At 44.7% G+C, this 20,245-nt stretch carries 14 protein-coding genes; 10 read left to right on the forward strand and 4 right to left on the reverse strand.

Features of this window, described 5'->3' with window-relative positions; translation table 11 throughout:
• Nucleotides 1-281 precede the first annotated feature (281 nt).
• Nucleotides 282-4,019 (forward strand): alpha-L-arabinofuranosidase C-terminal domain-containing protein, encoded by a 3,738-nt coding sequence (locus M1D71_RS12555; RefSeq protein WP_458126712.1) that lies wholly within the window; start codon nt 282-284, stop codon nt 4,017-4,019.
• Between the two features lie 135 nt (nt 4,020-4,154).
• Here M1D71_RS12555 and M1D71_RS12560 read toward each other — a convergent pair whose 3' ends face one another.
• Together M1D71_RS12560 and M1D71_RS12565 are read right to left on the reverse strand one after the other, a co-directional pair.
• On the reverse strand, nt 4,155-5,552 hold the full coding sequence (locus M1D71_RS12560) for a TrkH family potassium uptake protein (RefSeq protein WP_458126713.1): 1,398 nt from the start codon (nt 5,550-5,552) through the stop codon (nt 4,155-4,157).
• The gene (locus tag M1D71_RS12565) at nt 5,536-6,201 is read right to left on the reverse strand and encodes a potassium channel family protein (RefSeq protein WP_458126714.1); all 666 of its coding nucleotides are present in this window, start codon (nt 6,199-6,201) and stop codon (nt 5,536-5,538) included. The genes M1D71_RS12560 and M1D71_RS12565 overlap by 17 nt, the downstream gene beginning before the upstream one ends.
• Before the next feature lie 323 nt (nt 6,202-6,524).
• Between M1D71_RS12565 and M1D71_RS12570 the strand changes: the two genes are divergently transcribed.
• The 5 genes from M1D71_RS12570 (at nt 6,525) to M1D71_RS12590 (ending at nt 13,842) form a co-directional block, all read left to right on the forward strand.
• Entirely contained in the window at nt 6,525-7,430 is a 906-nt protein-coding gene (locus M1D71_RS12570; protein WP_047842804.1) for an ABC transporter permease, read from the forward strand.
• A gap of 15 nt (nt 7,431-7,445) precedes the next feature.
• The gene (locus M1D71_RS12575) at nt 7,446-8,336 is read left to right on the forward strand and encodes a carbohydrate ABC transporter permease (RefSeq protein ID WP_458126715.1); all 891 of its coding nucleotides are present in this window, start codon (nt 7,446-7,448) and stop codon (nt 8,334-8,336) included.
• A 93-nt stretch (nt 8,337-8,429) separates the two neighbouring features.
• Entirely contained in the window at nt 8,430-10,172 is a 1,743-nt protein-coding gene (locus M1D71_RS12580; RefSeq protein WP_458126716.1) for a sensor histidine kinase, read from the forward strand.
• A gap of 4 nt (nt 10,173-10,176) precedes the next feature.
• Complete coding sequence (locus tag M1D71_RS12585) at nt 10,177-11,856, forward strand: response regulator transcription factor (RefSeq protein WP_458126717.1); 1,680 nt, start codon at nt 10,177-10,179, stop codon at nt 11,854-11,856.
• 342 nt (nt 11,857-12,198) lie between these two features.
• The gene (locus tag M1D71_RS12590; RefSeq protein WP_458126718.1) at nt 12,199-13,842 is read left to right on the forward strand and encodes an extracellular solute-binding protein; all 1,644 of its coding nucleotides are present in this window, start codon (nt 12,199-12,201) and stop codon (nt 13,840-13,842) included.
• Nucleotides 13,843-14,044: 202 nt separating this feature from the next.
• On the opposite strand, the gene M1D71_RS12595 is transcribed toward M1D71_RS12590, so the two are convergent.
• The gene (locus M1D71_RS12595) at nt 14,045-14,173 is read right to left on the reverse strand and encodes a DUF4023 family protein (RefSeq protein ID WP_458126719.1); all 129 of its coding nucleotides are present in this window, start codon (nt 14,171-14,173) and stop codon (nt 14,045-14,047) included.
• Nucleotides 14,174-14,379: 206 nt separating this feature from the next.
• Between M1D71_RS12595 and M1D71_RS12600 the strand changes: the two genes are divergently transcribed.
• The 3 genes from M1D71_RS12600 (at nt 14,380) to M1D71_RS12610 (ending at nt 17,205) form a co-directional block, all read left to right on the forward strand.
• Complete coding sequence (locus M1D71_RS12600; protein ID WP_458126720.1) at nt 14,380-15,132, forward strand: TrmB family transcriptional regulator; 753 nt, start codon at nt 14,380-14,382, stop codon at nt 15,130-15,132.
• Nucleotides 15,133-15,258: 126 nt separating this feature from the next.
• Nucleotides 15,259-16,422 (forward strand): MFS transporter, encoded by a 1,164-nt coding sequence (locus tag M1D71_RS12605; RefSeq protein WP_458126721.1) that lies wholly within the window; start codon nt 15,259-15,261, stop codon nt 16,420-16,422.
• Between the two features lie 216 nt (nt 16,423-16,638).
• The gene (locus tag M1D71_RS12610) at nt 16,639-17,205 is read left to right on the forward strand and encodes a sugar O-acetyltransferase (protein WP_458126722.1); all 567 of its coding nucleotides are present in this window, start codon (nt 16,639-16,641) and stop codon (nt 17,203-17,205) included.
• Between the two features lie 185 nt (nt 17,206-17,390).
• On the opposite strand, the gene M1D71_RS12615 is transcribed toward M1D71_RS12610, so the two are convergent.
• Complete coding sequence (locus M1D71_RS12615) at nt 17,391-18,824, reverse strand: glycoside hydrolase family 1 protein (protein ID WP_458126723.1); 1,434 nt, start codon at nt 18,822-18,824, stop codon at nt 17,391-17,393.
• Between the two features lie 377 nt (nt 18,825-19,201).
• Here M1D71_RS12615 and M1D71_RS12620 point away from each other — a divergent pair, with 377 nt between their 5' ends.
• On the forward strand, nt 19,202-20,170 hold the full coding sequence (locus M1D71_RS12620) for a LacI family DNA-binding transcriptional regulator (RefSeq protein WP_458126724.1): 969 nt from the start codon (nt 19,202-19,204) through the stop codon (nt 20,168-20,170).
• Nucleotides 20,171-20,245: the final 75 nt, after the last annotated feature.

The raw sequence follows: 20,245 nt of genomic DNA on the forward strand, positions 1-20,245 counted from the left end.
CGCTTTCATTTGTTATATTATCAATTGGTTTATATGTTTGTAAACCATAAATATAATCGCTATAAGATTAAAATGAATAATTAAAGAGAGACGTAAAGAGCTGATAAGGCTCACTACATTCATATAAACCAGTTGTCTTTCTCAAATTTAGGATTGAAATTGGGATCTATGATGCGATATTATTACGTTTAAGTAATGTGTTTAACTATTTATCAATCATTTCATATTTATACGAATCAAAGTGTGGACCGACAATTCACAACTACATAGGAGGTAAGAACATGAGCACATATCAAAATCAATTAATCGCACAATACACGTTCGAAGATACCGTTCAGATCGGGAAGGACAGCTCCGGTAAGGAACATGATGCTATAGCCAAAGGTAAGATCCTACCTGTGATATCCGAGGTGAAAGGTAGATCGGCGGTGACTTTCAACGGGGGAGCGAATGGAACTTCTTATCTGGAATTACCTTCGGATCTGCTTCGTGATGTAAGCGATAACACAGGAATTACGATTTCCACTTGGGTGTTTCTCGGCAAGGGGTCTAATGTGTGGGAACGCATTTTTGACTTTGGTAAAGGAGAGAAGGGACCGTATTTATTTCTGACACGTCAGCTCCTGGGTACGTTATATGCTGGTGATAATCTGGTTGTCCACCCAAGTCGAGGAGTTGCAAGTGGAGAATGGATGCATATTGCACTCTCCGTAACAGGCAGCCAAGGAGGGACGTTGAGCAGTGCGGGGCCCATTGTATATGTGAACGGGGAGAAGGCGGCAGATGGTTCGATCAGTCAGACGTCCAGTGGCAATTATGCCAAATTGCGCGAATGGTTTGACTCTTTCACCGATCCTGAGAATTATAGCCAGAATTATATTGCACGTTCCCAGTATGCAGCTGATGTGGATTTTGCAGGTTCGTTATCCGACTTTCGGATCTATCAAGCAGCGCTTACCATGGATGAAGTCATTGAAGTCATGTGTGAATCACTCACAGATGAAGCGATTGTGAAGCTAGCGGCAGACAAGTACTTGTCCTTCCCGAACCGAATCATCACCAAAGATGTGTCACTGCCCGCAGATTTGCTGGGTGGTAAAGTGACGGTACAGTGGAGTTCCAGTGATCTTGAAGTTCTGTCCGAGAACGGAGAGGTTCAGGCAATCACATCGGCACAGGAGGTTACGCTCGGTGCCCTTCTGAACAGAGGTGATAGTAAGCTGAGCCAAAGCTTTGACGTATCTGTTGTGCCAGCGCATCTCCCGCCTTATACGGTCACCATCCATGGAGATCAGAAGGTGGCTGACATCAGTGAAGTCATGTATGGGCTGTTCTACGAGGATATTAACAATGCGGCAGATGGTGGAATCTATGCAGAGCTCGTCCAGAATCGATCATTTGAATCTTTTGCATTCGATACGTACTCGCATGACTCTGGAGAATGTGGTTGTTCGACAGGTCGAAATCGTGAGCCATTGTTTGCCTGGTCAGGCGATACGGAGAAAATGCACGTACAGCATACGGATGGACTGAACGTCCACTTTAACGTGGAGGATCCTGAAGTAAATGCTTATTATGTAACGGTTCAGGATGGGGCAACGATTCGAAATCGCGGATTCTCCGACTCCAACCAGCATTGTGCCATGTCCATCAAGCAGGGTGAATCGTATGATTTTACCGTATGGGCAAAAGCAGAATCGGCAGGAACGATCACCGTTCAATTGCAGGATGGAAGTGACATTTCAATCAGTGATTCGGTAACGCTGCAGATTGAAGGCAGTAACACATGGAAGAAGTATGGTCTAACTGTGAACGGCGCGGAGACGGCGCTCGGTCAGCTGGTACTTACTTTTGCAGGTGACATCTCCATCGATATGGTGTCCTTGGTCCCTCAGAATGTATGGGGAGCTGATCCGACAGAAGAAGGAATATCTGCTACTGCACATGCCAATTACACGGGCAATCCCAACTATCGATTGAGAAAAGATCTAATCCAGGCACTTGCAGATCTGCATCCGAAGTTCCTGCGTTTTCCGGGAGGATGTATCTCGGAGGGGTCTTTTATCTGGGATAACGTATATGACTGGAAGGATTCTGTGGGTCCGGTTGAGCTGCGCAAAGAGAATTATAATGTCTGGGGTTACATGATGACGATGGGGCTTGGTTACATGGAGTACTTCCAACTGGCGGAAGATCTCAATGCCGCTCCGGTTCCAGTCATGGCTTGTGGTGTGTTATGTCAGGCACGCTCGGATTATGCTCACCCTGCGGGTGGCGCTTTAAGGGATTATTATATCCGGAACTTCACAGACCTGATTGATTTTGCGCTCAGTACAGACTTCGAACACAACGAATGGGCGGCGGTTCGAAGCCAGATGGGACATCCTGAACCGTTCGATCTTCGTTATCTGGGTGTAGGTAATGAGAACTGGGGCACTGAATTTTTTGCCAATTTCGAAGTATTCAAAAGCTCGATAGATGACTACATGAAACAGAACTATCCTGATCATGAGCTGCACATTATCTCGACGGTTGGTGCTCAGGCGGATGATGATGCGTACCAGGAAGGATGGAAATTCCTCAGCGGGAACCTCACCGGGTCAGCTCAGGTTGCTTTTGCAGATGGTACTGAGGTGATTGAGGAGACGGTAACCTGGTATGAGAACCAGGACAATTATATGGATACCATCGCAGATGAGCACTACTACCGATCCAACGAATATTTGCTGAATAACGTGGATCGGTACAACTATTATGACCGGGCTTATCATGAAGATGGAAGTATCGATTGGAAAGAGACATCCAAAGTATTTGTGGGTGAATATGCTTCCACGGACAAAAATACGCTGGCAGGAGCGGTCGCAGAAGCGGCGATCATGACCGGATTTGAGAACAATGCAGACGTTGTCCGTTTGGCAGCCTATGCGCCATTGTTCAACAAAGTACTAACGGACGGTACCTACCGCTGGACGCCGGACTGCATCTGGTTTGATGATGAAACCGTGTGGTATACACCGAATTATTATGTACAGCAGCTTTTTGCAAAATATGTAGGAGATCAGGTGCTTGAGACTTCTTTCTCCACATATAGCAAAGGCAAACCGCTGAATCTCATTCCGCGTGGCGGCATCGAAATTGCAACAGGTCATGCAGACATCGTGGTGAAACGAGTCACGGTCACGTCCAATGTGGATGACACCATACTGCTAGATGAAGACTTCAGAGAACGTACAGAGCTTAGCGAGGCATGGAGCCAGATTCCCGGATCGGAAGGATATACGTTAACGGCAGGGAAAGGGCTCATCTTGAGCGCACAATCAAGTGGATTGAATGGATTGTACCTGCTGAATGACGAATGGACTAACTACAAGGTGCAGGTTGAAGCTGAAAGAATTTCAGGTGAGGATGGTTTTTACATCGGCGTTGGATTGACGGATATTTCCCCCGAGAACAAGGATGTCATTGAATACGCAATCAGTTACGGGGGAAATGCCACAGGAGTGAAGGTGTATAAACAAGGGATTGAGGGGTATACATTAGGAGACTATTCATCCAGTTCGGCAGCAGGTAACCTGAGAGCGGCCAACTATGAACCACTCGAGAATGGGACCAATTATGCGATCACGGTTAACTATGGTGGGGACACAGGTAAGAACCTGATCTGTTCCTATACGGACGGGCACAACACCAGCAAGGTTCTGGATTACAAGCTGGAAGCCTACAACCGGGAAGTATTCCACTCCGTTACGAAGGACGCACACCATGTGTATGTGAAACTGGTGAATGCAGATGGTGTGGATAAATCAACCCAAATTTGCCTTCAGGATCTGAAGATTGATGCTTCAGCCAGACTGATCACGCTTACTGGAGAAGATCATTTGGTGCATGTTCCAAATGTGAATCAGAAGAATGATGAGAAGGTCGTTCCCCAAGAACAGGAGATAAAGCTGAATGGTGAATCAGCGACCGTTTGTTTACCCGCTCATTCGGTAAATGTTCTCATTATGAATCTTCTATAAGAAAAATATATAAATAAGGCCCCCTTATGCAGACATCTGTCGTTTGCGATAAGGGGGCGTTTTGCTATGGAACTTGTTTTGAAATAAAAGCAATCACTGTTCCGCAATAGGATTAACATGTCCTTAGTCCGTATGTTAACCAATGAGGACATGATCCTCTGCATAACCGATTTTGGATGTACGTTTCTTCTGCGCCAATGCAAAAGCCAGAGTTAGTGGTCCCAATCGTCCTGCAAACATCGTAATGGTGACTATAATTTTACCGGCAACACTCAACTCACTTGTCAGACCCATCGATAGTCCTGTGGTGCTAAAAGCCGAAGTGGCTTCAAACAGAACATCCAGAAAATGATTTTCAAGAATGCCTTCGGATATGGATAACAAAATGGAGATTCCCAGTACAAAGGCAAGGGCACTTAAGACAACAGCGAGTGCGCGCATCACTGTTTCTTCTGCAATTTTACGCTCAAAAGCATGAATTTGCCCACCACCCCGAAATGTTTGAATGGTCGCAAGAACAAGGACAACAAAAGTATTGATTTTAATTCCTCCACCTGTTCCGCCGGAAGAAGCTCCAATGAACATCAGGATAATAATGAAAAATTGGGATGTTGCCAACATACTTCCAATGTCAATGGTATTAAATCCGGAGCTTCGAGGGGCAGTACCCTGAAATAGAGAAGCCCATATGCGTTCGCCGAAAGATAAATCAGCGAACGTAGCAGGATTCCAACTCTCGATTAAGAAGATGGTGATGAATCCAAACAAGTATAGAGAAAAACTGCCGATCAATACAATCTTTGAATGCAGGGAGAGCTTTCTCCATGAACGCTTGCGGAAAACATCCACAACCACAATGTAACCCAAGCCGCCAATGACAAAGAGCGTAATGACCGTAAGATTAACAACCGGGTCGCCAACAAATGGAGTAAGGCTGTCAGTCCAAAGGGAGAAACCCGCATTATTGAAGGCAGAGATGGAATGGAATATGGCATAATAGAAAGCTTGTCCCCACCCCAGATCGCTCTGCCAGCGCAATGTAAGAACCACTGTAGCCAGAGCTTCAAATGCAAAGGCTATAAGCACAATATACATTGATAGCTTAACCAGACCTTGAGCAGAGGATGTATTAGTGGCTTGTTGAATAATAAGCCTCTGTTTCAAGCCAATCCGTTTCCCTAGAATTATGGCTACCATTACACCTAGTGTCATGAACCCCAACCCGCCAACCTGAATCAAAATCATGATGATGATCTGTCCAAATGTAGAAAAGACAGTCCCTGTATCCAGAACAATCAGCCCGTTTACACATATAGCAGAGGTTGCTGTGAACAAGGCATCAAGTAAACCAATAGATGCCCCGGTACTCGAAGATACCGGCAGTGCAAGTAATAAGGCCCCGATCCAGATGAGAGCGAAGAAGATGATCATGATAAGTTGAGGAGGGCTCATATTGTTTTTCAGCTTGTTTACAATCAATTCAATGTTATGTAGAGCTGAAGTTCCCGGTGTTTTTTTATTTCTTTTGTTCATAGTCACTCTCCAGATTCCGAATGTTTTCATTACTTCCAATTAACAAGAGCATATCTCCTGAATGGACTCTATCTTCTGCCATTGGAGATATATTAAGACTATTTCCAGTTTTGATGGCAATCACGGTACAGCCGTAGTTAGCGCGAACGTTGAGTTCTAACAGCGTCTTCTGATTCATACTTTCGGGAGCTTTGATCTCTACCAGATTATAATCTGAAGACAATTCAATGGAATCAATGATGTTGTCTGAGCTAAGCTGATTCCCCAGCCTTGTGGCCATGTCACGTTCAGGATAAACGATCTGATCAGCACCAATCTTGCTAAGCACACTGCCATGGTTATCATTTTTGGCTTTGGCTGTTACTTTGGGTACATTAAGTTCTTTCAATAACAGAGTGGTCAGTATACTTGCTTGCAGATCTTCGCCGATCGCGACAATGGCGTGAGAAAAGTTGCTTGCTCCAAGCTCGATAAGGACTGATTTGTCAGTACAATCTGCCTGCACCGCATGGGTTGCCACCGTTGAAATCTCCTGAACAAGAGTTTCGCTTTTGTCTACAGCGAGCACTTCATGTCCATTTTTAATGAGTGTGTGTGTCAAGCTTGAACCGAATCGTCCAAGGCCAAGTACCATAAACTGTTTTTTCATAATATCCCTCATTGTAATCAAAATAAATAATGGTTTCCTCTACATCTTAATAGGTAAATATTACATTACGTACACAGGATTATAAGGTTTCATATCGTAGTTAGCAAACCTTGGTAGAATAACCCAAAATGGCTATGTCTATGCATATCTCAAAAGAGTTCATTCTAATGGTTTAAGCATCGAATTGCAACTGATTCGTTTCTTTTTTTGGTATGCTGTCGAACTGTGGAAAGCAGTCAACAAAAGATACCCAAAGTAAATAGCCCACACTATTGCGTTGATCTGGCTGCTCCTATAATAAACGTTGAAGGAGGAGTCAGCTTATGCGTTCCAACTACAAACAATTTATCCGAAACGTTCCGCTTCATCTCATGATTCTGCCTGGACTGCTCATTATTATTGTATTCGGTTACATTCCGATGGCGGGGCTGTCTATTGCTTTTCAGAATTTCTCTCCCATTGCCGGATTCAAAAATATGAATTGGGTGGGTTTGGACAATTTCAGGTATCTGTTCGATCTGCCGGGGTTCTCGCAGGTTGTATGGAATACGGTATTTATATCGACGATGAAAATTGTGTCCGGCTTGGTGATTCCGGTACTTGTAGCCTTATTGCTTAACGAGGTTCGCAAGACAGGATTTAAACGAACGATTCAGACGGTGATCTATATGCCTCACTTTTTCTCATGGGTTATTCTGGCGGGAATCATCGTGGATGTGTTATCTCCAAGCACAGGGATCGTTAATATGTTGCTGAAAGCTGTGGGTATTGACCCGATTCAATTCCTGGCCAGTAATGAGTGGTTCCCTTACATACTTGTCATTACAGACCAATGGAAAGAATTCGGATTTGGGACCATTATCTATCTGGCTGCCCTTACTAATATTGATAAGTCTCTGTATGAGGCCTCTGTTATGGATGGTGCGGGAAGATGGAAGCAGACATGGCATATCACACTGCCAGGCATTCGCCCGATCGTCATTTTGATGGTAACGCTTAGTCTGGGAAATGTACTTAACGGTGGCTTTGACCAAGTATTCAACCTCTATAATCCATTGGTATATGAGTCAGGAGATATTCTGGATACGATGATCTATCGGATCGGATTGCAGGATGCACAGTATTCCGTATCGACAGCACTGGGTCTGATCAAATCCGTCGTTTCCTTCATTTTTATCGGACTTGGTTATTTCTTGGCCTATCGGTTCGCGAATTATCGGATATTCTAGAAAGGAGGCAGAATCATGCACCACGCTTCAAGAGCCTATCGGTGGTTCCTAGGGTTTAACTACGTCATCCTGACGATTCTTGCCTTGTTATGCCTGTTCCCGATTGTGAATATATTAGCGATTTCATTTAGTTCAAGTGATGCGGTAAAAGCGGGAAGCGTCACATTCTGGCCTGTCGATTTCACGTTGTCCTCCTATCAATACATTCTGGAAAATCAGCAATTCCTGAACTCATTCGGCACGAGCCTTCTACGTGTAGTTCTGGGGGTTACGACCAATCTGATCTTCACGATTCTGGTAGCTTATCCGCTCTCCAAAGAGGCTGCCAAGTTCCGTTCAAGAACGTTCTACGCGTGGGTCTTCGTATTCACCATGTTATTCAGTGGAGGATTGATCCCGAGTTATCTGGTGGTTAAGGAAGCGGGGCTGTTGGATTCCATCTGGGCTCTAATTCTGCCAGGCGCTGTTCCGATCTTTAATGTACTGTTAATGCTTAATTTCTTCCGGGGATTACCGAAGGAGCTTGAAGAAGCCTCCTGGATGGATGGGGCAGGACATTTCCGCACCCTATGCAGCATCTACCTTCCTATTTCACTCCCCAGTATCGCCACTATTACGCTGTTCGCCATGGTGGGACACTGGAATGCCTGGTTCGATGGCATGATCTACATGAAGAGCCCGGAAGGCTATCCGCTTGCTACATATCTTCAGTCCATGTTACAGCAGGTGACGATGATTCAGAGCGAGATGATGACGCTGGAGGATGCAACGCTCTTAAGTCAGGTATCGGATAGAACAACCCAAGCTTCCCAGATCTTTTTGTCCGTTATTCCGATTCTACTCGTGTATCCGTTCCTGCAGCGGTATTTCGTCCATGGGCTTGTCGTCGGAAGTGTAAAGGGATAAGATCGATAGGAGGAAAACCGATCGATGGAAGGAGCCGATTTCTGGCTCCTTTTTTGCTATTGATTTGCTATTGAGGAGAGGGGAGATGGAATATTGAGATTCATCCGGGGGAGATGGAGAGAGTCATCCATTGTCGTCAAACTGATGATTGCTTTTGTACTGGTCATTCTGCCCTTGTACGGGATAAGCATTATGATCACGCAACTCAGCTCCAAACAAATGCAGACGGAGGTGGAGAAGGCACATGAGTCCAAATTGTACTTCTACCATAATCATCTGCAATTCGAATTGGAGCGAATGAGTGCGCTGGTTACCGAATTTTCATTTGATGAACCCATGTCCACACTAAGTACACGAGCCGCGATTATGAGCAGGTATGAAGTCACGTCCAGCCTGAACAACATTCACAATAAGCTGGGTCAGATCATGGTGACGAGTCCCTACATTAGTGATGTTGTGTACTATGTTCCCGCTCTGCATAAACGAGTCAGTGCGGCGGACGGGATTCGGGACGTAGAGGATATCGAGTGGAAGAGTCTGCTCGCGACGATGGGGAATCTGAATGGCGAATTATCGCATTCCAATAATGATCTCTATTTCCTGAAAAGTAATCCGTATAACATGAACCATGAGGAGCCACCCAATTTTATATTAGGGATACGCTTGTCTGCTGAAGAACTGAAACACCGTTTGCAGCAGCTGTCGGAAACGGGTGAAAGTGACATTACACTGAGTTTTGGTGATCAGCATAATGTAGTGATCTCTTCTTCAGAGCAGCCAGCACCTGTAATACCGATTCGAACAGTCTCGACTGAACCATCCGAGTCCGTTACGAAGTTCCAATCTGATCCCTATCTCTATTATTCGTTACATGATAAGGATCACTCGTTCACGCTGACAGCCACTATTCCGCAGGATGTTCTGAGCGCGCCGCTGAAACAATACAACGTATGGTTATGGATGGTGACCTTCATGTCGGTTGTGATCATTATTGTCTTCTCGTTTTCAATCTACAGATCGATTCACCAACCCTTAGCGGTGCTCATTCGAGGATTCAGGATGGCAGAGCAGGGCCAGACAAGCGTCCATATTCCTTCATCCAGAAGGGATGAATTCGGCTATTTGTACTCCCGATTCAACCATATGATAGAGCGCCTACATATTTTGATCGATGAGAATTATGTTGCACGGATTCGAACAAGTGAGGCGGAACTCAAACATCTGCAATCCCAGATTCAACCTCACTTTTTATACAACAGTCTGTTCAGCATCAAGCAAATGGCTGAGGTGGAGAATGTGGAGCTCATTCAGGAATTCACCGACTACCTGGGTCAATATTTCAGGTATATGTCTCGGGATTCTCATACGGAGGTATCGTTAGGGGCTGAGATTGACCATGCGCTGGTCTATGCCTCCATTCAGAAAATCCGATTTGGTTCGAGGATTCAATTGGAGTTAGAGGATGTGGATGCAAGGTACAGGGTCATTTCCGTTCCCAGAGTCATGATTCAGCCGATCGTAGAGAATGTGTTTGAGCATGCACTAGCCAAACGAAGCCAGGGAGGTATTCTACAGATTTCGTACCAAAAGGGCCTGGACAACCTGTCCATTCGCATTGAGGATGATGGGGATCAGTTAACCGACGAAACATTGAATTACCTGCAATCTGCCTTTGAGGAAACAGAGCGGAAACATGGAAACGAAGAGATAACCGGGCTTATGAATGTGAATCAGCGATTAAGAATCAAATTCGGGGCTGCCTATGGTCTTACAGCGCAGCGAAGTGAGCTCGGTGGGTTGTGCATTATAGTGAAGATTCCATGGGAGGGGGAGTAGCGTTATGCAGCGGATGCTTATTGTCGATGATGAACCCGTTATTCTGGACGGACTGTATGCGTTCTTTCAAAAAGCAAATCTTCAGGACATGGAGATAATCAAGGCATACTCTGCCTATGAAGCTATTGATTGGTTGAACTCGGTGAAGATTGATATTGTACTCAGCGATATCTGTATGCCCGGCATGGATGGAATGCAGTTGATTGAGCAGATTATGGATCGGTGGCCACGATGCAAAGTTCTCTTGCTGACAGGACATAACGAATTCGATTATGCGCACCAAGCTATTCGAAATCCTTGTGTTGTTGATTACCTGTTAAAGACAGAGGGCATGAATCACATTCGGGCTGCGGTAGAGCGGGCGTTAACACAGATCTCGGAAGAGAATGATTTTCGCTACCAAGCTGCATGGTTTCGCAGTAAATTGCCGCGAGCGCTGCCCCAGTTACAGCGTCAATTACTGCTGGATTTGCTTAAGCGAACGGATAGACAAGACATCATTTCACTTCAAGAAGAACTGGATGCTGTGCAGCTACCTTTTGAATCCGATCAACTTGTTATTCCAGTGATCATCCGGGTAGAAGAATGGAACAACTATCAGTCCCAGGCGGATCGAAGTCTAATCCGCTATGCCGTTGCCAATGTTGCGGAGGAGCTGTTGCAGGACAAGGCCAAGGTGAAGGCGATTGATCTGGACGCTCAGGTCATCGCGTGCTTTATTCAATCACAAGAGGCGCATCCGTCACACGTATCTAATACGCAAGGGGAACGAGGGCGTCAGCTGGATAGCTGGGTACAGACCCTTCGTTTTGTCTATGGCACATTGGAGTCTGTGCAGCAATCCTGTGCTGTCTGCCTGAACCTGTCTGTATCCATCATGGTCAGCGAGCAGGCGGTAGAGTGGAGCAGGGTTAATCAGGCGATCGCACAGTTGCGTCTGTCGATTCATGAGAGTCCCGGGCTTGGGATGGAGAAACTCCTGCGTGTAAATATTCAGGATGAATTGCCTTACACCCCTAGCATTATGAATCAACAGGGTATTGTAGCGCTGCATCTGGATCAGATCAAACAGCGAATAACCGCCGGGGATCGGGAATGGATAGAGTCATTCCATAAATGGACCGAGGCGGCGAAGGAGGGACTTCAAGATCCGTTCTTTCGTATGAAAACGTATACGGGTGCAGCAAGTGTGCTCATTGAAGTCCTGCACGAACTGGGCTTATATGAATCGGCAATGGAAGAAATATCGCTGTCCCGAATGCTGCATTTTGACATTCATACCGCATGGTCCGATCTGGTCATCTTTTATCAATCAGCATACGAATGGATGATCTCCAAACGAAGCGATGCCCGTCTGAACGACCAATCGCAGATTCTGATCACGATCCATCAATACATTAAGCATCATCTGGAGGACGACCTCTCACTCACACGGATCGCACAGGAAGTCTCTCTTAACCCTTCTTATCTGTCGCGTTGGTACAAACGAATTACAGGCAAAGGCATATCCGACTACATCCATGACCGCAGAGTGGAGCGAAGCAAAGAGTTGCTTCTGGGTTCGACCTGCAAGATGCATGAAATATCTGCGAAGGTTGGATTTAGTGATCAGCATTATTTTTATCGTTTCTTCAAAAAAGCGACAGGCTGCACCCCTCAAGAGTATCGGGATCAGAAAAGTTAGATGATATCTCAAATGGTAAATCAAAGATACCAGATGTCAACGGGGTACACTCGAATTGATAGCGCTTTCTTTATAAAATAAAATTATATATAAGATGAGTCAAATTAAACCATGAACGGAGAGAGCAGAAAAAACCTGAAGAAGTGGAGCTAAAAGCTTTCCGTGGAAAGCTACTTCGTAAGCATAAACTCACCTTTATAAACAGATTTCTCCCTTGGAAAAAGGGGAAAAGGAAATCTGGGGATAACAGTGATCGGAAGGTTATTCTGCTATCGGAGTGGATGTTTAATATTTAAAGTTCATCTTATATACCTCACGGGAGGAGAAAAAAGGGGGATTCGCATGAATATATCATTCAAGAAGTTCTCATTGTTAACATTAACCATGGTGCTGGCCACCACGCTTGCTGCCTGTTCGTCGGGTGCGGGAAGTGCCGAGAATGAAACTGCGCCGAACATACAGCAGGATGCGGGAGGACCACTTACGAAATATGACCCACCCATTAAATTGACTTCCACCATGAATGAAACGGGGAAAGAATCGCTCGCCCAAGGGGATACACACGCCAACAACATCTGGACCAGAGGGTACAAGGATGAACTCGGTATTGATGTAACGTACGAGTGGATAGTTCCGGATGCCAATTATAACGATAAGATGAATGTCACGCTGGCGAGTGGTGATCTGCCGGATGTACTGAAAGTGAGCGCAGTCCAATTCGAACAACTTCATGAAGCGGGAATGCTGGAGGATCTGACCGAAGTATATGACAAGTACGCATCCGAACTGGTGAAGGAGTTCATGTCCGCTGAAGATGGAGCAGGTTTGAAGCCAGTAACGAAGGATGGGAAAATATACGCCATGGTGAGCTTCCCAGGCTCACTGGATTCCTCGGATATGATCTGGATTCGTCAGGATTGGCTGAAAAAGGTTGGTCTTGAGGCACCCAAATTCATGCAGGATGTTATCCAGATTGCAGAAGCCTTTACCTTCGAAGATCCAGACGGAAATGGCAAAGATGACACATACGGGATTGCCTTAAACAAGGATTTGCCTATAAACGCGTTCTTGCTCGGCTATCATGGTTATCTCGAAACCTGGATTAAGGATGCTTCAGGTCAAGTCGTGAATGGAACGATCCAACCGGAAGTGAAAGAAGGGTTGCGTGAGCTTCAGACTCTGTATCAGAAGGGTGTGCTGGATCCCGAGTTTGGGGTTAAGGATTTTGCTAAAATGATGGAGGATGTGAATGCAGGCAAGTCTGGCATGTTCTTCCTGCCACAATGGGCACCTTTTCAGGTTAGTAGCATGATTAAAAAAGACAAGAACATCGACTGGATGGCTTACCCGGTTCAATCGATTGATGATCAGCCAGCCAAAACACAGAATCATCTTAGTCTGGGCGGTATATTTGCCGTCCGCAAAGGCTACGAGCATCCGGAAGCGTTAATCAAGTTGCTTAATTTCCAGGCTGAAAAAATGTTCGGTGAGTCTGCCAAGGAAGAACGGGCTGCTTATTTGAATGGACTGACGGGTCTTGGTTTTCATAATGCGACAGTCTGGAATCTGCCTGCTAACAAAAATGTGAAAGCACAGGATGAAGTAGAGCAGGCGCTCAAAACAGGAGATACCTCCGGATTGGAACTGGAAGCGAAGCTGTTCTATGACGATATTATGGATTATCGGAATGGGAATCTCGATAAGTGGCATATGGAGCGTATCTTTGGCCCAGAGAGTTCACAAGGTGTGATTAAATATTATCGGGATAATGACCTGATTGTCATGAATGAATTCATCTATGCACCAACGAGAACGATGAATACCAAACAGGCAACACTCGATAAACTGAGAGCCGAGACGTTTCTGAAAATCATTTATGGTAACTTGTCGATTGACGAGTTCGATAACTTTGTAGCCAATTGGAAGAAACTTGGCGGGGATCAGATCACACAAGAAGTGAACGATACCATCGCAGCTAACCAATAAAATGGTTGAATATCATATGATCGAAGAATAAAAAAATAGAAAATGGTGCGCTCCCCTAAGGAGAGGCACCATTTTTGATTCTGACTATCTGCGTATTGACACAAGCCATCCTAATCATCTCTTTTCTATTAAGGTTCTTAATAGAAGATAAAAAAGGATGAAAATGTGCTAGACCATAGACATGCTGTTTAATAAATAGACCCTACTTATTCGTGGAATGCTGCTTCGATGGTAACTTGTCCGCCGGAGTTCCTTTACCATTGTTTTTGTTATGGCGTGCTTTTTCCGCATTTTCGTTGACTTTTTTCACAAAATCTTGAGTACTCTCCATCTGTTCCTACAACTCCTTTCATAAGGGAAATGTGTATTCCGATTCTTAATATAACCATTGAAAAGTAATTTTATTTGAGGTACATCGCTAAGGCTTATTGCGATACGACTTTCACCAAGATCAATTGGGACATACTAGACATGGGCAGTATAGCCGTCTAAACTAGATAGACCAGACATAATAAGAAGGGATGGGCCTATCCAGACATGTTGCAGAAATTCGGTTTTACCCAATATGAGAGTCAGGTCTATGAAGCTATATTTGCACAGGATGAACCGCTTGATGCCACATCCATTGTTAATCACTCCAACGTCCCCAAAGCCAAGATCTATGAAGTGCTCAACCGGCTAATCGACAAGGGAACGGTGCTAACAACGATGGATGGGAAGAAAAAATTATATATGGCCGTTGATCTTCAGTCCATTATTCATAAGATTAAGGCAGATTTCGAGAAAGATATTGAGGAACTGAAGCGTTACAAAATCAAACGTACATTCACGGACGAGCATATCTGGACGTTAAAAGATGAATCATCTATCGCATCGAATATTGAACAGCTTATCGAGGAAGCAGACTCATCGATTCTTTTTCTGGCCTGGAATGAACGAATGGAAAAATATCGTGAACTGCTGGAGCAGAAGGAAAAGCAGGGCGTGTACGTTGAAGTGCTTGCCGTTGGGGGAATGGAGACATCCTTAAGCCGGAAATACTCGTTGATTCCATTGCTCGACGCGCCAGAACCTTCACAGCTGCTCATTGTGGATCATGCCTATCTGCTGTTTGCCGGTGTAGAGCATGATTCCTGGAGAGCGATCAAGACGATGTCCAAACCGATCGTCAAAGCGATGACCGATTATTTCTACCATGATGTTGCCCTTACTCAAATTACCAAAAAATACGGTGACCAACTGTTACAGGATGCGGAGATCGAGCGACTGCTTACCAGGTTGATCTATTAAAACTATTCTCTCGGAGAATAGTTTTTTTGTTATCTCTTCGTATGAAAACGATTATGAAAATAAGTGTTGAAACTTTCATTTTTATAGGTTACTATCGTAGTTGTAACTTTTTGAGGAGGATACAACATGAATAAGAAAGTATATGTGCTTGCTATCGCAGCATTTGTGGTCGGAACCGTTGAGCTGATCTTGGGCGGAATTCTGGACCTGATTGCTACGGATCTTCATCTTTCCCTGGCGAAGGCCGGGTACTTAATCTCTATTTTCTCACTTGTCTATGCGTTATCTGCGCCGATTTTATTAAATATGACAGCCAGATTTGAACGTAAAAAGGTATATATGTGTACGCTATTTGTATTTTTAATCAGTAACCTGATCTCTGCATTCAGTACCAGCTTCTACATGTTGATGGCGGGCAGAGCACTTGGAGCCGCGACGGGCTCACTTATTTTTATACTCTCTCTAACCCTTGCAGCGCGTATTGTGGAACCACAATATAAAGGACGCGCCGTGGGGATCATTACCATGGGAGGCAGTGCATCGCTTATCCTGGGTGTACCTCTGGGCATCTTTGTAGGCAACTTGGCAGGCTGGCGTGAGGTGTTTATGTTGATCGCCATTCTGACAGCAGTAGTTATGGTAGCCATCTGGATTGCAATGGATCGTGTGCAGCCTATTCCTGCTGTATCCCTGAAGAAACAGCTTACGGCTCTGTGGAATCCGAAAATGTTGGCGATCCATGCTACGACTTTGCTTGTGCTGGCGGGTCACTTGACTTTATATGCGTATTTCACGCCATTCCTGCAAGAAACGCTGGGTGCCAGTGCCACGATGGTTACGTTTATCTATATGATGTTTGGGATTGCCGCTGTCGCAGGGGGAGGCATCGGGGGCATGTTATCCGATCGTCTGCACCCTGCTAAAGCTATTGTTATTGTGCTGATTCCTTTTATTGTGAGTATGGCTGTCATTCCGTTCAGCGTAGGATTACCTTTGATCGCCTTCTTGCTATTGTTAAGCATCTGGAGTGCATTGAGCTGGACGGTTACACCCGTTCAGAATAGTCTCATTATCAAAACTTCGCCGGAAACAGCCGAAACGCTAATCAGTACCAATTCAGGAATTGCACATGCAGGTATTGCACTGGGCACCTATATCGGTGGCATGGTGATTGATCATTCATCGATACTGAATACCGGATGGGTTGGTTCTGTTCTGATTCTGCTTGGTTTGGTGTCTGCCATCTATGCGATTAGCATCAAGGACAAAACTGTTCAGGCGGTCGCTTAGAATAAATACGTACAAAAGCTTGAACCTCTGCATTTCCATAATCGAATGGGGTGTAGAGGTTTTTTGCTGTTTCGTTAGAATACGCGAGAGTACAATATTCCATTTTCATATAGAGGAAGACTTGTTTTATTCATGGTATTCTATATAATTAAAATAGTTTTAAAAAGTATTATCTAATGTTGTTGAATACATGATGTGTACCAAAGGAGTGTGACCATGACTACGAAGACGGAAAAACAAAAAATGCTGGATGGCGAGCTGTACATGGCTTCGGATCTGGAATTGTCCCAGGACAGAGAGTATGCAAGAAGAATGACGCGGACATTTAATCAAACGACGGAAACTGACGGCGAGCTTCGCACCAAGTTATTGAAGGAATTGTTGGGATCTACAGGTGAACACTTGAGCATGGAACCTAATATTCATGTGGATTATGGATATAACATTCATGTAGGCAATCATTTTTATACCAATTTTAACTGTACAATATTAGATGTGTGTGAAGTTCGTATTGGTGACCATTGCTTAATGGGGCCAGATGTACATATCTATACGGCTTCTCATCCATTACATCCGCATGAACGTAATACGGGTGCAGAATATGGCAAGCCAGTCACGATTGGAAATAATGTATGGATTGGTGGTAGAGCAGTTATTAATCCGGGGGTTACCATTGGAGACAACGTGGTCATTGCTTCTGGGTCGGTAGTTACGAAGGATGTTCCGGATAATATGATCGTGGGCGGCAACCCTGCTAGAGTCATTAGAGAGATTGAGCTTTGATTTTGTGAATAGACAGATGATAGTAGCCAATGAGAATGCCCGATGTGTATCATCGGGTGTTTTTTATAAAAAAATAAAATCCCCCAGACAGAAAACATGCCAAGGTATCGTATAACCGACACTTTTTCATGTGACTTGTCTGGAGGATAGTAGGGATGTTTCTGCAACATGCGAATTAAAAAATCTTAACGTTTCAAGCTTTTTCCGTTACTGCCGATCACTTCTTTGTACCAATGGAAGGATTTTTTACGGTAGCGTTCGAGTGTGCCTGATCCATCATCATGACGGTCAACATAGATATAACCATAACGTTTTTTCAACTGGGCAGAAGACGCACTGACGACATCGATACAACCCCATGAGGTATACCCCATAATTTCCACGCCATCTTCAATGGCTTCGCCAACCTGAACCAGATGATCATTCAGATACTGGATTCGGTAGTCATCTTCAACTGTTTTCTCGCCGTCAGCACCCGTGATCAACTCGTCAACAGCTCCCAGGCCATTCTCTACAATAAACAATGGTTTCTGATAACGGTCATAGAACATGTTGAGGACATAACGCAAGCCTTGCGGGTCGATCTGCCATCCCCATTCACTTGCTGGCAGATAAGGGTTAGGCACACCACCAAGCAGGTTACCTTCACCTGTGACTTGTTTGTCCGGATCTGCCGTCTGACAGATACTCATGTAATAACTGAAGGAGATGAAGTCCACTGTATTCAGCAGCATTTCTTCGTCGCCAGCTTCCATCTGAATCTCGATCCCATTTTCACGGAAATAACGTTTCATATATCCAGGATAGCGACCTCTTACGTGCACATCACCGAAGAAATAGTTGCTATGCTCGAATTCCATGACTTTGATCATATCGTCTGGATTCGGTGTCAGCGGGTAGGTAGGCATACTGAGCATCATACAACCAATCTGTGCCGTAGGAATAATATCATGACAGAGCTTCACGGCAGAAGCACTGGCTACAAACTCATGATGGATCGCCTGATACAGATCTTGCTTGCTAAGCTTCTCTTTCGGTGTGTAGATGCCTCCACTCATGAATGGTGCTTCAAGAATCGAATTAATTTCGTTAAAAGTAAGCCAGTATTTCACTTTGTTCTTATAACGTTTAAACACGGCAGTTACATAACGCTCATAGAATCCGACCATTTTCCGGTTAACCCAGCCGTCGTATTCTTTGGACAGGTGAAGGGGCGTCTCATAGTGGGATAGCGTAACCAGTGGTTCGATCCCGTATTTGTGACACTCGTCAAACAGATCGTCGTAGAACTGCAATCCTTCTTCATTCGGTTCCAGCTCGTCCCCTTTCGGGAAAATCCGGGACCAAGCGATGGAAGTGCGGAACACTTTAAAGCCCATCTCTGCAAACAGTTTCACATCTTCCTTATAGCGATGATACAGATCGATACCGATCAGTTTCATGTTATCTTCAGTCGGTTCTTCTGTGATTGGACCCATGATGCCTTTGGGAGCTACATCCTGTGTGGATAACCCTTTGCCGCCTTGATTGTATGCACCTTCAGCCTGATTGGCTGCAATTGCGCCACCCCACAGGAAATTTTCCGGGAATTGATAGGTTTGATTTTGAGAGTTATTCATGTGTATCGCTCCATTCATCAAATTGATTTTAAGAGGTTGTTCAAAAGCCCGCTTTTGATTACAAAGGATGCCTAACGGCATCATCAGCATCGAATATGGAATTCAGCCGAAATAAGTGGGGGCTTACGAAGTATGTTTCCTTCGGAAACATTGCGGTTGCTCACGTAGTTTTCCCTACGCTCTGCTACTCCATTTCTAGCTTCATCCCATCTTCTCGGTACTGAAAACCGGTCTTTTTGAACACGCACTTTAAGATAATTCATATATGACATAAAAAAAGCTTAAACGTTGTAACGGGTTACACGTCAAGTTTTACTTTTGACCTCAATTTAATGCATACTATTATTCTAAGTAAGTTAGCAAGAAGGGAGTCTCCGATGTCCAAGTTCGATGAAATTATGAAGCGGTCCGGTTACTCAAAAGCGACAGTGTCACGCGTGATTAATCATTCACCGCATGTTAGTGATGAAGCAAGAAAGATCATAACGGATATTATGAAACAGTTGAATTATATTCCCAACCGAAATGCAGTATCTTTATCTACAGGGCAGACGAAGCAGATTGGAATTGTGACTTCAACCACGAGTGAAATCATTCTTACATTCATGAATCAATTCATAGATACAGCTATGGATTTCGGGTTTCAAACGATTATCTATACATCCCGTGGAGATCCGGAGATTGAATTGCAGGCGTTCGAAGATCTGCGCAGCAAACGAGTGGATGGGCTGGTTATTATTGCATGTGTCAATAACCCTCGCAAATTGAAGGCATATCGTGAGTATGGACCCATTGTCTCCTGGCAGCGAATGGGGAATAACGAGATTCCGTCTGTTGCTATGGATCAGGCAGAAGGGTATAAGTTAGCTCTGGAGCATCTGTTTTCTAGAGGATACACCCGGATTGCGAATGCATTCGGCAGGGCTGAAAGTCTGAATACCCAGAGCCGCCGTGAAGCCTATGAATCTTTCATGAAGAGCAGAGGTATGCATGTGTGGACTGAAGCGTATCAATATTCCGTATTTAGCTCCTCAGATGGTGAAGAAGCCATGCGAAGAATGGCAGAGGGGCCAGAACTTCCACAGGCCGTATTATGTTCGAATGATTATGCAGCCATCGGTATTTTGTGTGAAGCACGCAGAAGGAATATTCGGGTACCGGAACAACTCGCCATTGTTGGGTTCGATGATATCGAGCTTTCCCGTGTTCTCGGACTCACGACCATTCACAATCCCATTGCGGAGCAGGCTACTCAGGCTTTTCATCAATTGTGGGCCGTATTGGGTAAAACGGAGTTGCAGACCGAACAGCTGACATATCAGCTGATTGAGCGTGAGACGACTTGAAAACCTAACGCTTGATGTGGGAATCAGGTGTTAGGGATTCAATAATTATTCAAATTTGAAGCATCTTCGATCCCG

The sequence above is a fragment of the Paenibacillus sp. Z3-2 genome, assembly GCF_054161325.1.

Bases quoted from the DNA above. Each gene is read 5' to 3' on its own strand.
- M1D71_RS12560 (WP_458126713.1), bottom strand. From the start codon at position 5,552: ATGAACAAAAGAAATAAAAAAACACCGGGAACTTCAGCTCTACATAAC.
- M1D71_RS12600 (WP_458126720.1), top strand. From the start codon at position 14,380: ATGTTGCAGAAATTCGGTTTTACCCAATATGAGAGTCAGGTCTATGAA.
- M1D71_RS12570 (WP_047842804.1), top strand. From the start codon at position 6,525: ATGCGTTCCAACTACAAACAATTTATCCGAAACGTTCCGCTTCATCTC.
- M1D71_RS12615 (WP_458126723.1), bottom strand. From the start codon at position 18,824: ATGAATAACTCTCAAAATCAAACCTATCAATTCCCGGAAAATTTCCTG.
- M1D71_RS12590 (WP_458126718.1), top strand. From the start codon at position 12,199: ATGAATATATCATTCAAGAAGTTCTCATTGTTAACATTAACCATGGTG.
- M1D71_RS12595 (WP_458126719.1), bottom strand. From the start codon at position 14,173: ATGGAGAGTACTCAAGATTTTGTGAAAAAAGTCAACGAAAATGCGGAA.
- M1D71_RS12575 (WP_458126715.1), top strand. From the start codon at position 7,446: ATGCACCACGCTTCAAGAGCCTATCGGTGGTTCCTAGGGTTTAACTAC.
- M1D71_RS12605 (WP_458126721.1), top strand. From the start codon at position 15,259: ATGAATAAGAAAGTATATGTGCTTGCTATCGCAGCATTTGTGGTCGGA.
- M1D71_RS12620 (WP_458126724.1), top strand. From the start codon at position 19,202: ATGTCCAAGTTCGATGAAATTATGAAGCGGTCCGGTTACTCAAAAGCG.
- M1D71_RS12585 (WP_458126717.1), top strand. From the start codon at position 10,177: ATGCAGCGGATGCTTATTGTCGATGATGAACCCGTTATTCTGGACGGA.
- M1D71_RS12555 (WP_458126712.1), top strand. From the start codon at position 282: ATGAGCACATATCAAAATCAATTAATCGCACAATACACGTTCGAAGAT.
- M1D71_RS12565 (WP_458126714.1), bottom strand. From the start codon at position 6,201: ATGAAAAAACAGTTTATGGTACTTGGCCTTGGACGATTCGGTTCAAGC.
- M1D71_RS12610 (WP_458126722.1), top strand. From the start codon at position 16,639: ATGACTACGAAGACGGAAAAACAAAAAATGCTGGATGGCGAGCTGTAC.